Source organism: Aeromonas sp. Y311-2 (assembly GCF_027706025.1).
Lineage (GTDB): Bacteria > Pseudomonadota > Gammaproteobacteria > Enterobacterales > Aeromonadaceae > Aeromonas > Aeromonas veronii.
Window position 1 is genome coordinate 88,295 of the sequence record NZ_JAPDCL010000007.1, and the last position, 14,370, is coordinate 102,664.

Annotated in this window: 11 protein-coding genes; 4 read left to right on the plus strand and 7 right to left on the minus strand. The window is 59.4% G+C overall.

Translation table 11 applies throughout. The features are described 5' to 3' along the window. The first annotated feature begins 32 nt into the window (after positions 1–32). The 4 genes from odhB (at position 33) to OKC42_RS08995 (ending at position 5,159) form a co-directional block, all read left to right on the plus strand. Positions 33–1,223, plus strand: coding sequence for a 2-oxoglutarate dehydrogenase complex dihydrolipoyllysine-residue succinyltransferase (odhB, locus tag OKC42_RS08980; protein ID WP_005333546.1), 1,191 nt, complete (start codon positions 33–35; stop codon positions 1,221–1,223). A gap of 171 nt (positions 1,224–1,394) precedes the next feature. Continuing rightward, the gene (gene sucC, locus OKC42_RS08985) at positions 1,395–2,561 is read left to right on the plus strand and encodes an ADP-forming succinate--CoA ligase subunit beta (protein WP_005361097.1); all 1,167 of its coding nucleotides are present in this window, start codon (positions 1,395–1,397) and stop codon (positions 2,559–2,561) included. Continuing rightward, positions 2,561–3,433: a succinate--CoA ligase subunit alpha gene (sucD, locus tag OKC42_RS08990; RefSeq protein WP_005333542.1), complete on the plus strand. Its 873-nt coding sequence runs from the start codon at positions 2,561–2,563 to the stop codon at positions 3,431–3,433. Before sucC ends, sucD begins: the two co-directional genes overlap by 1 nt. 277 nt (positions 3,434–3,710) lie before the next feature. Continuing rightward, positions 3,711–5,159, plus strand: coding sequence for an autotransporter outer membrane beta-barrel domain-containing protein (locus tag OKC42_RS08995; protein ID WP_270658742.1), 1,449 nt, complete (start codon positions 3,711–3,713; stop codon positions 5,157–5,159). A gap of 336 nt (positions 5,160–5,495) precedes the next feature. Here OKC42_RS08995 and OKC42_RS09000 read toward each other — a convergent pair whose 3' ends face one another. From OKC42_RS09000 to OKC42_RS09030, 7 genes are all read right to left on the minus strand, one after another. Beyond that, on the minus strand, positions 5,496–6,092 hold the full coding sequence (locus OKC42_RS09000; protein ID WP_005336948.1) for an acetate uptake transporter: 597 nt from the start codon (positions 6,090–6,092) through the stop codon (positions 5,496–5,498). Positions 6,093–6,316: 224 nt separating this feature from the next. Beyond that, entirely contained in the window at positions 6,317–9,319 is a 3,003-nt protein-coding gene (locus tag OKC42_RS09005) for a DUF748 domain-containing protein (protein ID WP_270658743.1), read from the minus strand. Between the two features lie 52 nt (positions 9,320–9,371). Beyond that, entirely contained in the window at positions 9,372–10,133 is a 762-nt protein-coding gene (locus OKC42_RS09010; RefSeq protein WP_270658744.1) for a substrate-binding periplasmic protein, read from the minus strand. Between the two features lie 36 nt (positions 10,134–10,169). After that, positions 10,170–10,580 (minus strand): MerR family transcriptional regulator, encoded by a 411-nt coding sequence (locus OKC42_RS09015; RefSeq protein ID WP_005336945.1) that lies wholly within the window; start codon positions 10,578–10,580, stop codon positions 10,170–10,172. A 2-nt stretch (positions 10,581–10,582) separates the two neighbouring features. Next, the gene (locus tag OKC42_RS09020) at positions 10,583–11,551 is read right to left on the minus strand and encodes a hydroxymethylglutaryl-CoA lyase (RefSeq protein ID WP_270658746.1); all 969 of its coding nucleotides are present in this window, start codon (positions 11,549–11,551) and stop codon (positions 10,583–10,585) included. Next, entirely contained in the window at positions 11,548–13,518 is a 1,971-nt protein-coding gene (locus OKC42_RS09025; protein WP_270658747.1) for an acetyl/propionyl/methylcrotonyl-CoA carboxylase subunit alpha, read from the minus strand. The genes OKC42_RS09020 and OKC42_RS09025 overlap by 4 nt, the downstream gene beginning before the upstream one ends. After that, on the minus strand, positions 13,515–14,369 hold the full coding sequence (locus OKC42_RS09030) for an enoyl-CoA hydratase-related protein (RefSeq protein ID WP_270658748.1): 855 nt from the start codon (positions 14,367–14,369) through the stop codon (positions 13,515–13,517). The genes OKC42_RS09025 and OKC42_RS09030 overlap by 4 nt, the downstream gene beginning before the upstream one ends. Between the last annotated feature and the right edge of the window lies 1 nt (position 14,370).

A 14,370-nucleotide genomic window follows, 5' to 3' on the forward strand; every position in this document is an offset into this window, starting at 1 on the left:
CTCTGGCATAGAAGTAAAAAGGAACTGATTGGATGACTATCGAAATCAAGGTACCGGATCTGCCGGAATCAGTGGCCGATGCCACTATCGCCACCTGGCACAAAAAACCGGGCGATCTGGTCGCCCGTGACGAAGTGCTGGTCGACATCGAGACCGACAAGGTGGTGCTGGAAGTGCCGGCACCGCAAGCCGGTGTGCTGGGGGATATTCTGCAAGGGGAAGGGGCGACCGTGTTGTCCCGTCAACTGATTGCCATCCTCACCGCCGCCCCGGTGGCCGGTGAAGAGACCAAAGAGAAACCCGCTGAAGCGGTGGCCGATGATGGTGCCGATGGCTTGAGCCCCTCGGTGCGCCGCCTGATTGGCGAGCACGACATCGACGTGACCAAGCTGACCGGTACCGGCAAGGGCGGTCGCATCACCAAGGATGATGTGGAAGCCTTCATCAAGGCCAAGAGCCAGCCTGCGGCAGCCGCACCGGTCGCAACTGCAGCCCCGGCAGCCAAGGTTGCCCCGCTGGGTGGTCGTACCGACAAGCGGGTACCGATGACCCGTCTGCGCAAGCGCATTGCCGAGCGTCTGCTGGAAGCGAAAAACACCACCGCCATGCTGACCACCTTCAACGAGGTCAACATGAAGCCCATCATGGATCTGCGCAAGCAGTACGGCGAGATCTTCGAGAAGAAGCACGGCATCAAGCTCGGCTTTATGTCCTTCTACGTGAAGGCGGTGGTGGAGTCCCTCAAGCGCTATCCGGAAGTGAACGCGGCGCTCGATGGCGATGACGTGGTTTACCACAACTACTTCGACGTCAGCATCGCCGTCTCTACCCCCCGTGGTCTGGTGACGCCGGTGCTGCGCGACTGCGACAACATGAGCCTGGCGGACATCGAGAAGGCCATCAAGGATCTGGCGGGCAAGGGCCGTGACGGCAAGCTGACCGTGGATGAACTGACAGGCGGCAACTTCACCATCACCAACGGTGGCGTGTTCGGCTCCCTGATGTCCACCCCGATCATCAACCCGCCCCAGAGCGCCATTCTGGGGATGCACAAGATCCAGGATCGCCCGATGGCCGTTGACGGCAAGGTCGAGATCCTGCCGATGATGTATCTGGCGCTCTCCTACGATCACCGTCTCATCGACGGACGCGAATCGGTAGGCTTCCTGGTCTCCGTCAAGGAGCTGCTGGAAGATCCGACCCGTCTGTTGCTGGACGTCTAAGCCCGTGGCACCCGGGCAAGGGGTTTGCGCCCCGAGCCGAATGTGCTGCTGGACGTTTGAGTAATACCCGAGCGATTGAAAGATAACGAGGGGCCGCCCAGGCCCCCATTCACAGGGGATTGAGAAACACCAGCCCCGGACGGAAATACCTACAACACGGATAGAGCATCTATGAATCTGCATGAATATCAGGCAAAACAGCTGTTTGCCGAGTATGGCCTGCCGGTCTCCGAAGGTTATGCCTGTGCTACCCCACAAGAAGCAGCCGAAGCGGCCGACAAGATTGGCGGCAATACCTGGGTCGTCAAATGCCAGGTACACGCCGGTGGCCGCGGTAAAGCGGGCGGCGTGAAAGTGGCCAAGAGCAAGGATGAGATCCGTGCTTTTGCCCAGAACTGGCTTGGCAAAAATCTGGTGACCTACCAGACCGATGCCAACGGCCAGCCGGTCACCAAGATCCTGGTGGAATCTTGCACCGACATCGCCAAAGAGCTCTACCTGGGCGCCGTGGTTGACCGTGGTTCGCGCCGCGTGGTCTTCATGGCCTCGACTGAAGGTGGCGTGGACATCGAGAAGATCGCCCACGAAACCCCCCATCTGATCCACAAGGCGGCCATTGATCCGTTGGTGGGTCCGCAGGCCTATCAGGCCCGCGAACTGGCCTTCAAACTGGGTCTGGTCGGCGATCAGATCAAACAGTTCACCAAGATCTTCATGGGTCTGGGCCAGATGTTCCTGGATTGCGATTTCGCGCTGCTGGAGATCAACCCGCTGGTGATCACCGCGCAGGGCAACCTGCACTGCCTGGATGGCAAGATCAATATCGATGCCAACGCACTGTATCGTCAGCCCAAGCTGCGCGAGATGCACGACCCGTCACAAGATGACCCCCGCGAAGCGCACGCCGCCCAGTGGGAGCTCAACTATGTGGCCCTCGATGGCAACATCGGCTGCATGGTCAACGGCGCGGGTCTGGCCATGGGCACCATGGACATCGTCAACCTGCACGGCGGCAAGCCGGCCAACTTCCTTGACGTCGGCGGTGGCGCCACCAAGGAACGCGTAACCGAGGCGTTCAAGATCATCCTCTCCGACAGCAACGTCAAAGCGGTGCTGGTCAACATCTTTGGCGGCATCGTGCGCTGCGACATGATCGCGGAAGGCATCATAGGTGCGGTCAAGGAAGTGGGGGTCAAGGTGCCCGTCGTGGTCCGTCTGGAAGGCAACAACGCCGAGCTGGGTGGTATCAAGCTGGCCGAGAGCGGCCTCAACATCATTGCGGCCAAGAGTCTGACCGATGCCGCGCAGCAAGTCGTCAAAGCAGCGGAGGCCAACTGATGAGCGTACTGATCAACAAGGACACCCGAGTCATCTGCCAGGGCTTTACCGGCGGTCAGGGTACTTTCCACTCCGAGCAGGCGCTCTCCTATGGCACCCAGCTGGTGGGCGGCGTCTCTCCGGGTAAGGGCGGCACCACCCATCTGGGCCTGCCGGTGTTCAACACCGTCCGTGACGCGGTCGAAGCTACCGGCGCCACCGCCTCCGTCATCTATGTGCCGGCGCCGTTCTGCAAGGATGCCATCCTGGAAGCGATCGACGCGGGTATCAAGCTCATCGTCACCATCACCGAAGGCATCCCGACGCTGGATATGCTGGATGTCAAAGTGAAGCTGCAAGAGACCGGCGTGCGGATGATCGGCCCCAACTGCCCGGGCGTTATCACCCCAGGTGAATGCAAGATCGGCATCATGCCGGGCCACATTCACAAGCCGGGCAAGGTGGGCATCGTCTCCCGCTCCGGCACCCTGACCTACGAAGCGGTCAAGCAGACCACTGACGAGGGCTTTGGCCAGTCCACCTGTGTCGGTATCGGTGGCGACCCCATCCCGGGCTCCAATTTTATCGACATTCTGGAGATGTTCCAGAACGACCCGCAGACCGAAGCGATCGTGATGATCGGCGAGATCGGCGGCAACGCCGAGGAAGACGCGGCCGCCTATATCAAGGCCCACGTCACCAAGCCGGTGGTCTCCTATATCGCGGGTGTTACTGCCCCTCCCGGCAAGCGGATGGGCCACGCTGGCGCCATCATCTCCGGTGGCAAGGGTACCGCCGCCGAGAAGTTTGCCGCGCTGGAAGATGCTGGCGTGAAAACCGTCCGCTCCCTGGCCGATATCGGCAAGGCCCTGCGCGAAGTAACCGGCTGGTAATTCCTGTTAGCCCGTTATCTCTAATAAAAGTGCCGCCCGATGGGCGGCATTTTTTATGGGTTTTAAAGTGGTTTGATTTAATCAATCATCGCGATTCAGGCGCTAAACAAATTTTATTACAGGAGATCAGAAACAGTGTGGATACTAAAATAGTCTGCGATTTGAACTTGTCAGATTGATTTGTTCCTTTACCCATTGCATCGAGTGACCTGTTAGTGGGTAATGCTAAAAGTTATGCAAGGATGTCAGTGAGATAACGTAGTGTCAGGAGGACATAATGATTTCACGTATTTTGGGAATTGGCTGCCTTACCAGTATCTGCTTGCCAACAGCATGGGCGGCGGATTGCCCGAACAGGCAACCGGGGCAGCATCTAGAGTTTCTTGGGCGTTCGGCTGACAATTCGGTATCACTATGGCTTTCAAGTCCAGGTTCCGGGGGTAATTTTCGCCTCTCTGCTCCCGGGGTATCTGAAATCGATAGTTGGAATGCAAACCGCTCGTCGTTGCACCTGAGTGTCTCACCTGTAGTACTTGATGACCTTAACGGGACTCACAAACTGGATCTCCTCAATGCGGATGGTTCTTTCAACTGCTTCCTCGATTCGAGAAACCAGAACAATCCGGTATTTCCAAATATTCCCCCGATCGATGGGGGAGATAGTAACGGTGGCACTGGTGGCGGAACTGGAGGTGGGGATGGCGGCAATGGTGGAACTGGTGGCGGAACCGGCGGGGGGGATGGCAGCAATGGTGGTAGTGGTGGTGGCACCGGTGGTGGGAGTGACCCGATCCGCAATATTGTGACCAGTATCAGTGCAGATGCCTTGATGGGCTATTTGAGCGGCTCCCTCAGTATTTCAGATCGTGTCGTTGTCGGGCTTGACCAATTTGAAGATATTGCCGGTCAAAAGGGGTTGTGGCAGGTATGGACTGATGTACGCCATACCGGAGTCTCCGATGATCGTAACGAGATAGACACATCCGGACATGCCAACAGCTTTTTGATCGGTATACACAGATCCCTTGGTAAAGACGGGCTGGGCGGTATTGCATTTGCCAATAGCAAAACCTCTCTTGGCACGTTTGGCAGTTCGGTACGAAATGAGGGGGACAGCTTCTTTGTTGGGCCATATGGCGGCTATAGGCTAGATACGCACTGGCTGCTGGATGGCTGGGCTGCATGGGGACGAACTGATAACGATACCGAACTCGATGTCCTTAAAGGGAGTTTCAAGACAACGACCGGGTTGATCTCAGCCAACCTGACCGGTGGCTACGATGTTGGTGAATATCTGCTGCGGCCCAAGCTTGCCCTCTTTTACAGTCACAATAAATCCGATGCGTTTGATTACACAGGCTCATTGCCTTATGCAAACCAGATTTATAACGTGACATTGCGGGTTAATGAAAACTCTTTTGAATATGCCACCAGTGAAGCATCAGGGGATATCAGTCGTATTTTCACCACAACCGATGGTGTTCAAATTATACCGGCCCTGCGTCTTGGGGTTCGTTATGATATTGAGCGTCCCAATGATGGTCAGATCCTGAATGAAAATCTGACAATGGAAAGTACGACTCCGTGGAGTGGATCTGTACGGATTGCACTGGCGGTAGCCCCTCAGCGTCATCAGCGTTTTGAAGTTATCACCGGTTATTACAGTATCGGGCGTCAGGACCTTGACCTCTGGGATATTAGATTTAACGCCGCAGTGAATTTTTAACTTACATAGGGAGATAAAAGTACCGATAACTTGGTCGGCACTTTGATTTAAATTACTTGTATGGAGATGGTATTCACCTGACAGTTGCCAACAAAAGGGAGTGGTCATACGGCTTCATACCGAATAACAAACTGCATCCCTTGTGGTGGCCCGTGAGAGCCTTATTTAGTTGATGGATATATCCACAAATGGGTGTGTCAGGAGTGCCGAATAGCTAGAGACGGATATCCGGATGTAGGGCTGAAAAGGGAAAATGTGTGCGCAGGAACGTCAGCTTTGCGAAATAGCAAAAAGGCACCCGAGGGTGCCTTTTTCACAATCTGAGTGGCTTGCCTATCAGGCAGCGGCTTTCAGCTGTACTGCGGCGGCTTTCTTGTGATCGCCGATTGGCATCACGGTGCGGCCGAACTGCTCGTTGATCACGGTGGCCATGGCCAGGTAGATGGCGCTGGCGCCACAGATGATGCCTTCGAAACCGGCGATGGTGCCGATCAGGGTGCTGCCGGTGAAGTCACGGGCGGCCAGCAGGAAGAACAGCACGGTCAGGGAGGCGAACACGAACTGCTTGGCGCGCGGGTAGTTGATGGTACCAACCAGCATGAACAGGGTGAACATGCCCCACATCAGCAGATACCAACCCATGTAGGCGTGCGGAGTGGCTTCGGCCAGACCCATGGTCGGCATGATCAGCAGGAACACCAGGCTCAGCCAGAACAGGCCGTAGGAGGTGAACGCGGTCACACCGAAGGTGTTGCCACGCTTGTACTCCATGATGCCAGCGATGATCTGGGCGATGCCGCCGTAGCACAGGCCCATGGCCAGGATCATGGCGCTGATGGGGAAGAAACCTGCGTTATGGATGTTCAGCAGGATGGTGGTCATACCGAAACCCATCAGACCCAGAGGGGCAGGGTTGGCCAATTTTTCGCTCACGTGGCGTTCTCCAAAAATAGAGGTGGGGGTTAACAAAAGACGCGCGATTTTAGGCAGGCTGCGGCGCGCCCGCAAGGGGGCAAGGGGGATAAATCGTAAAAAAACTACGTGATTATTTGCATCAGAGGCCAAATGCTCACCAAGGCAGGCTGTTTGGTGAGCAAAAAGTGTCAAAATAGTTGAGGGGTTGTATTTTTATTACGCTTTTACGAAGTGCGGCGGCGTCACTGATCCAGTGTCAGGATCACTTTGGCTTCCTTGTCCTCTTCCTTGACCTGGCTGTCGAGCACGAACAGCCGCTCCGGGGCGATCCCCTGGCTGTCGACCAGAAACTCCTTGGTATTTTGCGCCCGGCGCATGGCGAGATTGCGCAGGGATTTGGCGGTGATGAGCTGCTGATCCCGCAGCAGGATCACCGCCTGGGCCCGCAGTGCCGCGCTCTCTTCATCCAGATGGAGGCGGTCCGCCAGATCATCCAGATCTTCGCCAAAGCGCTCTTCATAGGCCTGGGCCAGCGCCTCTTGCAGGGCTGAGTCCTGCTCCAGCAGGTCGAGATCCGCCTGATTGCCGGTGAGCTTGGCCAGTACCCGCTCCAGCTTTTGCCGTTGCAGGATGGGGCGCTCCTCGTTGAAGTTGACCTTGCCGCGAATGTTCATGCTGAGCTTGGGTCTATCCTTAAGGGCCTGCGCCAGCTTGACCAGTTTCTCCTGCTGGGTGGGGGTGAGATCGGGATCCCCCGGCAGGAAGGGAAGTTCGTCGAGATCTTCGGTGCCATCGGCCAGCGAGGCGAGCAGGGAGAAGGGGGAGGTGATCGCCTTGCTCAGGGTGTTGCCCAGCACATCCCAGAAGATATTGCCGATGCTGAAGTCCGGTTGATCGAGATCGCCCTTCACCTTGAGGTTCATCTGTATCACCCCGTTGGCATCGCTTAGCAGGGCGATGGCTAGCCCCAGCGGCAGATCCTTGGCCTGATCGCTCTTGATCTTCTCGCCCAGTTGCAGCTTCTTGATGGTGATGTCGTTATCCCCCTCCAGCCGATTGCCCTCCAGCTTGTAGTGCAGCTTCATGGAGAGCTGCCCCTTGTCGATGGCATAACCGGCATAGGTGCCCGAATAGGGGGTGAAGGTGGTGAGCTCCAGATTGTGGAAAGCGACCGCGATGTCGAGGATCGGGTTGGCCACCAGCAGGTTGGTACCGCCGCGAATGGTCACTGGCGCATAGCGATCCACCTTGCCGTTGAAGGCGAGATCGGAGCGTTGCCCCGGAATATTGCTGATATGGCGACTTTGGCCGCCCAGCGAGGCGATATCGGCCACAAAATCTTGGCTCAGGCTGCGATCGGCAAAGCGCAGGTTGCCCTGCTCGGTGCGCAGCTGGTCGATGGTGAAACGAAAGTCGGGAGCCTTGCTGCCTGCCTTTGCTTCAGTACTTTTTGCTGCCGCTGGTTGCGGCAACAGCAGCTGTTGCAGGTTGGTGGTGCCATCTTCGTTGATCTCGATGCGGGCGAAGGGCTTGTTCAGAGCAATGTCCTTGATCCGCATCTGCTGGCTGATGCCGTCGTACGTCAGACCGGTGAGAGCCAGGGTGTTGAACTCCAGCAGCCGCTGATTGTCTGCCCGATCGACTACTTTGAGCCCGTTGATATCGAGCCCCCCTTGCAGGGTCAGCTTGCTCAGATCTCCCTGGGCGGTGGTGGCGAGATCAAGGCGGGTCTTGCTGCTCAGCAGCCCGTTTTGCACCTTAATGCGTACCAGATCGGCTAGATAGGGCTGTGCCAGCGTCAGGGGCAGCCCCTGCTGGTTGATGTCGCCACTTAAGGTGAAAGGAGTCAGGGTCAGTTGGCCATCAAAGGCGAGGGGGCTGCTCTGGTTGAACTGGGTGGCCAGAGTCAGTTTGCTCGGTTGCTCCCCCTTGCTGCCCAGTGGCCCCAACGCCAGCTTGAGGCCGGAGAGCTGGCGTGCCTGCGGTTTGCCGCTGCTCGATTCGGTGAGGGTGAGATCGCCCTTGTCGATAAGGATCTGCTTGATCTGCCACTGCCAGGGTTTGTCTGGCGCATGCTTCTTGCCGTTACCGGCTGTCTTTGCTTGTTGTGCCGACTTGGGCGCCGCATTGTTGGCCACCTCGTTTGCGGCGTGGGCCCCTTTGACGGGCTTGGCGGGGGCCTGTTCAATCAGCAAGTCAGCCAGATCCAGCTCCTGCTGTGGGTTGAGGGTGGCCTTGAGCAGGGGCTGTTGCAGGGTCACCTTGCCGATCTGGAGCGACTGTTTCTGGCCATCGACTGCCAGCTCGCTAAGGGCCAACTGGCCGAAGCGGGCAAATTCGTCGCCCTTGTGTTTTTTAAGCTGCCAGTTGTCTAGCGTCAGCTTGCCTTTGGACAATTGCCACAGCACTCCTTGCTTGCCCTCTTTAAGCTGGTACTCCACCTCTGCATTGGCGTGGCCCTTGGCCAGATCCAGCTTGAGATAGGGTGCCCAGAGCGGGGCGAAGGGTTTCAGCTCGACCTGCTTGAGGCTCACCTTGCCCTGACCCATGCCGCTCATCACATCGAGTTTGCCGTGAGCGGCGAGGCTGCTTTTGCCGTTGATGGCGGCGTTCAGCTGATAGGCGGTCGGGTGATTTGCCTCGGTGCGCAGGTTATCGAGCTTGAGGGTCACTTTCTCCAGATTGAGGAGCGGCAACCAGCCGGGTTCGCTCTCCTTGCGCTGATCCTGATAGCGCACATGCCCGTCAGTGACATTGACACTTGCAATGTCGACCAGCAGCGGGGCTCTGGCTGTTTCGGGCTCGGGGGAGGGCGAAGGGGCGAGCAGGGTCGCCAGCGCATCGGTCAGATTGAGTCGAACCTCCCCCTTTTTGTCTGCCAGCCGTTGCAGCAGCACCACGGGTTTGGTCAGGGTGACGGCGGAAAGCACGACCCCTTTCTGCTGCCAGCTGGCTTGCAGGTCGGGGGTGATAAAGAGCTGCTCAAAACGGACGATAGGCTGCTGTTTGGCATCGAGCAGGGTAGTCGCGCCGAGGGTGAGAGATGGGGTGCGGACTCCTACGTCAATCTCCCCCAGCGTCAGTTGCAGGCCATAGTGCTCAGCCAGCCAGCCGGGCAGATAGCGCTGGACTAGACGGGGGGTTTGCCACAGCAGCAGAGTGATCAGGATAAGAAACAGCAGGAAAGCGTAGGCAAGGTAGCGCAGCAAGCGGAGCTTGGGGGACGCGGGCTCGGTGGTGTTCATTTGGTGCACTCCCATTTGGTTCCCGCCATGGTACAGAAAAGCTGGATAGTAATCATGGGGTTGCGTGCTGTTGTACGCCGTACTTTGTCCAAAGGCGATCCAGTTCACCCTTTTGTTGTAGCACTGCCAGCCACTGTTCCAGCTGGGCAGGGGTAATGGGGGCCGCAGGGTGAAGGATGGCGCGGTGTTGATACTGTTGATCCCATTTTTGCGAGATCAGCAGCTGGTCGGCTGTGTCGGGATTGGCCTGCAGATACTGGTTAAGGTACGAAACGTTGAGAATGGCTACCTCGCCGCGCCCTTTGAGTAGCGCTTGCAGGGCGCTGACGTTGTCTTTGACCAGGGTGATATTGAGCTTGCGCTGCAGGTAGAGGGGATCGGCATTGAACTGGCCGACACCGTAGTGATAGCCGGTCACCCCGATGAGGTGATGGCTGGCAGGATCGTCAAAAAAGCGCTGATCCCGGCCCGCTTTGTTCAGGGCCACATAGACCTCGCCACCACCGAGGAAGGGGGTTGTCATCTTGAATTTATCGGTGTCCCAGCCCCACTTGGTGTCTTCAAACAGCATCAGCGAGAAACGGCCCAGATCGAGCGCCTTGTAACGGTTGGCGGCCGAGGTGGGAACAAAGACGAAGGTCACCTCTTTCTGCACGGCATTGAGCTGGTCGATAAGCTCCAGAGTCAGCCCTTCATAGCGGGAATCGGGGAGTTTGACCACAAAGGGGGCATAGGGGTATCCACCAACCTTGATGAGGGGATGGCTCCAGCCAGAGAGGCTGAACAAGAGCAAAAACCAGCACCAATATCTCATGGGATCCCCAAGGCAAAAGCATGCTCCCAGATTCGGTTAATCTGCGCCAGTTTTCAAGCTGTTAAGGGAATTAACACAGCGCTGTTCGGCGGCTTCCAGCTCGGCCATCACCATCTGGATATCCTCCAGTTGCTGGCGCAGGGCGCCGCGTTTTGCCTCGATCAGCTGGATCATGGAGTGGAGCTGGGTTTTGCTCGATTTGTCGGTGTCGTACATATCGAACAGCTCGCGGATCTCGGCCAGGCTAAACCCCAGCCGTTTGCCGCGCAGGGTCAACTTGAGCCGGATCTTGTCCCGATGGCTGTAGATGCGGGTTTGCCCCTCCCGCAGCGGGGTGAGCAGCCCCTCATCCTCGTAGTAGCGGATGGTGCGCGGCGTGACATCGAACTCGTGGGCCAGCTCCGAAATGCTGTAGGTGATCTCCTTGCCGGGCAGGGAACGGGACATGGTCATGACTCCTGTTGCTGGGCGTGTGGCTGGCAGAGGCGGGCACGCAGCCGCTCGGCATTGGCGTGCAGGGCCTGACCGACCCGCGAGCCGTTGGGGCGAGCGAGCTGCTCGCTCACCCACTGGCCGGTGGCCGCCAGTTTGTCGAGATCCACCCCCGTCGTCATGCCAAGGCCGTGCAGCAGGTAGACCACCTCTTCTGACGCCACATTGCCGGAGGCGCCCGGCGCATAGGGGCAGCCGCCAAGCCCCGCCACCGAGCAGTCGATGGTGCGAATGCCGCGCTCCAGCGCGGGTAGCAGGTTGGCCAACCCCTGGCCGTAGGTGTCGTGAAAATGGACCGCGAGTCGCCCCGCCGGGATCTCGTGCAGTACCGCATCCAGCATGGGGGCCACGGTGCCCGGAGTGCCGACGCCTATGGTGTCCCCCAGCGAAATTTCGTGGCAACCGAGATCCAGCAGTTGCTCGGCCATGGCAGCGACCCGTTTCGGGCTGGTCGGGCCATCGAACGGGCAGGCGATGACGGTGGAGAGGTAGCCGCGCACCTTGATGCCGAGGCGGCGTGCCTCCTGCACCAGCGGGGCGAAGCGCACCAGCGACTCCTCCACGCTGATGCCGATATTGGCGCGGGTAAAACCGTCGGAGCAGGCGGTGAAGAGGCCAATCTCATCGGCGCGGGCGGCAATGGCTGCCTGCAAGCCTTGCAGATTGGGCACCAGAGCGCCGTAACGGGTTGAGCCCTTGCGCGGCAGTGCCTCGAACAGCGCAGCGGAGTCCGCCATCTGCGGCACTTTTTTGGGCGATACAAAGGCACCCACCTCGATGCGTTGCAGGCCGCTGTCGGTAAGGCGCTGGATCAGCTCCAGCCGCTGTACCAGGGAGAGGGGCGCAGCTTCATTTTGCAGGCCATCTCGCGGCCCCATCTCCACCAGACTGACCCTGTCGTCACGGACGTCCTGTGATCGGTTCATGGGTGATCCTCCTGTGTGGCAATCTCTTCGGCAAAGCGCACCAGCACGGTTCCCTGGCTTACCTGCTCGCCCTGTTTGCACTGCAGGGCTTCAATTACCCCGTCACGCTCTGCACGCAACTGGTGTTCCATCTTCATCGCCTCCAGCACCAGCAGGGGTTGCCCCTTGCTGACTGTTTGCCCCTGCTCGATCAGCACGGCTACCACTATGCCGTGCATGGGGGCGATGGCGCCCTGCGCCTTCTCGTTTGTCTGATCATGATGGTGGCTGTGCTGCCGATCATCGGCCGCGAAACGGATGCGCTGGCCCGCCAGGGTCATGATGAAGGTTGCCTCCGGGCCTGTGACCGTCTGAATGGGGATCTGTTGCCAGCAGCCACCCTGCTGCAGCCGGATATTATCGTCACCTCTCTGGTAGCAATGAGTCTCCCCTTGCCACTCAAACTGGCCGCCATGATCGTTAAGGGTCAATACCCGGTGCTCATCACCGATGCGCACCGCCGCTTTCCAGCAGCGATCCGGCCCCAGCCGAAATCCGCAGGCTTGCTGCCAGGGGGAGGTGCCCGCAGGGCGGCTCGCCAGCCAGAGGGTGGCCAGCGGCCAGGCGAGCTCAGGAATGGGCCGTGCTGTGGTGGGTATGGGCCACTGGGTATGGTGGCCCATGGCCAGGACGTCAGGCTCTTCACAAAGGCGCAGCAAGAGCGTGCCGTTGTGTACCAGCGGGCCGAGATCCAGTGCCGCCAGCGCATCGGCCAGTTTGGCGAACGCCTCGGTGCGGCTCTGGCCGTGGGCGATCAGCTTGGCGATCATGGGATCGTAATAGGGGCTCACCTCATCGCCAGCGGTGACGCCGGTGTCGATGCGCACGCCAACGGGCCAGTGGAGCCAGTGGATAGGCCCGCTGGCAGGCAGAAAACCGGCCGCCACATCCTCGGCGTAGAGGCGCGCTTCCACCGCATGGCCGCGCAGCACAACTTCCTCCTGAGTGAGTGGCAGCGGCTTGCCTTCTGCCACGGCCAGTTGCCAGGCCACCAGATCCTGCCCGGTCACCGCTTCGGTGACCGGATGCTCCACCTGCAGCCGGGTGTTCATCTCCATAAAGAAGAACTCATCTTTGCAGAGCAGGAACTCGATGGTGCCAGCCCCCTGATAATGGATGGCTTTGGCTGCGGCCACGGCTGCCTCCCCCATGGCGCGGCGCAGAGCCGGAGGGATGTCGGGGGCGGGCGCCTCTTCGATCACCTTCTGGTGGCGTCGCTGCAAGGAGCAGTCCCTGTCCCCCAGATAGATGGCGTTGCCGAGGCTATCGGCAAAGACCTGTACTTCCACATGGCGAGCCTGGGGCAGATAGCGCTCCAGCAGCACCAGATCGTCGCCAAAGGCGGCCTTGGCTTCCCGTTTGACTGCCGCCAGCGACTCGTCAAAGTCGGCCAGCTGATCGACCCGGCGCATCCCCTTGCCACCGCCGCCGCTGGCCGCCTTGATAAGTAGCGGGAAGCCAATCTGGCTCGCCTGATCGCGCAAGAAGTCCGGTCGTTGATCCGTGCCGTGATAGCCAGGCAGTACAGGTACGCCGGCGGACTGCATCAGCGCCTTGGCGCCCGATTTGTCGCCCATGGCGAGAATGGCGGCGCCGCTTGGGCCGACAAAGCGCAGGCCGCGCTGTTCGCAGGCGGTGGCAAAATCGCTGTTTTCCGACAGAAAGCCGTAACCGGGATGGATGGCATCGGCGCGCGCCTCTTTGGCAATCTTCAGCACCTTGCCGGTGTCGAGATAGCTCTCTCTGGCCGGTGCGGGCCCCAGATGCCAGGCCTCATCGGCCAGACGGGTGTGCATGGCGTGGGCGTCGGCATCGGAGTAGAGGGCGATGGTGTGAATGCCGAGGCGTTTCGCCGTCTTGATGATGCGCACGGCAATCTCGCCACGATTGGCAATCAGCAGGCGCTTAATCTGAGTGTGATGGGTCATGTCTCATCCTTGAAACGGGGACGCCAGGCGGGAGGACGTTTGTCGAAGAAGGCTTGCATCCCCTCCTGGGCTTCGAGCCCCACCCGAACCCGGGCGATGGTCTCGACGGTTTTCTCTTCGTGCAGGCGGGAAGGATGGGCTTCTATCGCCGCCAGCAGTCGTTTGGTCTCTTTCATTGCCTCCGGCCCGTTGCGGCACAGACGAAGGGCCTGCGCCCGTCCCTCCGCCAGCAGTTGATCCTGCTTGCAGAGTTGATGTGCCACGTTGAGCCGACAAGCGGTGATGGCATCGAACGGCTCGGCAGTGAGCATGTAGCGGCGCGCCTGACGCATTCCCATGGAACGCACCACGTAAGGGCTGATCACCGCAGGTACCAGGCCCAGGCTCACCTCGGAGAGACAGAAGCGGGCATCATCGCTGGCCAGCACCAGATCGCAGGCACAGATCAGCCCCAGCGCCCCGCCGTAGGCGGCCCCTTGCACCAGCGCTACCGTGGGGAAGGGGAGCTCGTCGAGGGTCTGCATCAGCCGCGCCAGTACCCGGGCGTCTTCGCGATTGTGCTCGAAATCGGCGTGGGCCAGATTGCGCATCCAGTTGAGGTCGGCGCCCGCGCAAAAGTGTTTGCCCTCTGCCCGCAGCAGCAGGGCGTGGGGGCGTTCGGCAAGTGAGTGACCATGGAGATGGGCCAGATCATCGAGGCAGTCGAGTAGCCCCAGCATCAGGTCGGCATCAAAGGCGTTGTGGCGGGCCGGGCGCGACAGCACCAGCTCGGCCAGCGGGCCGTGCCGCTCCAGCCGAAACGGGCCCTGTGTTGAAGAGCCAAGTGCTGAGGAAGTAAGTGGATCTGACATG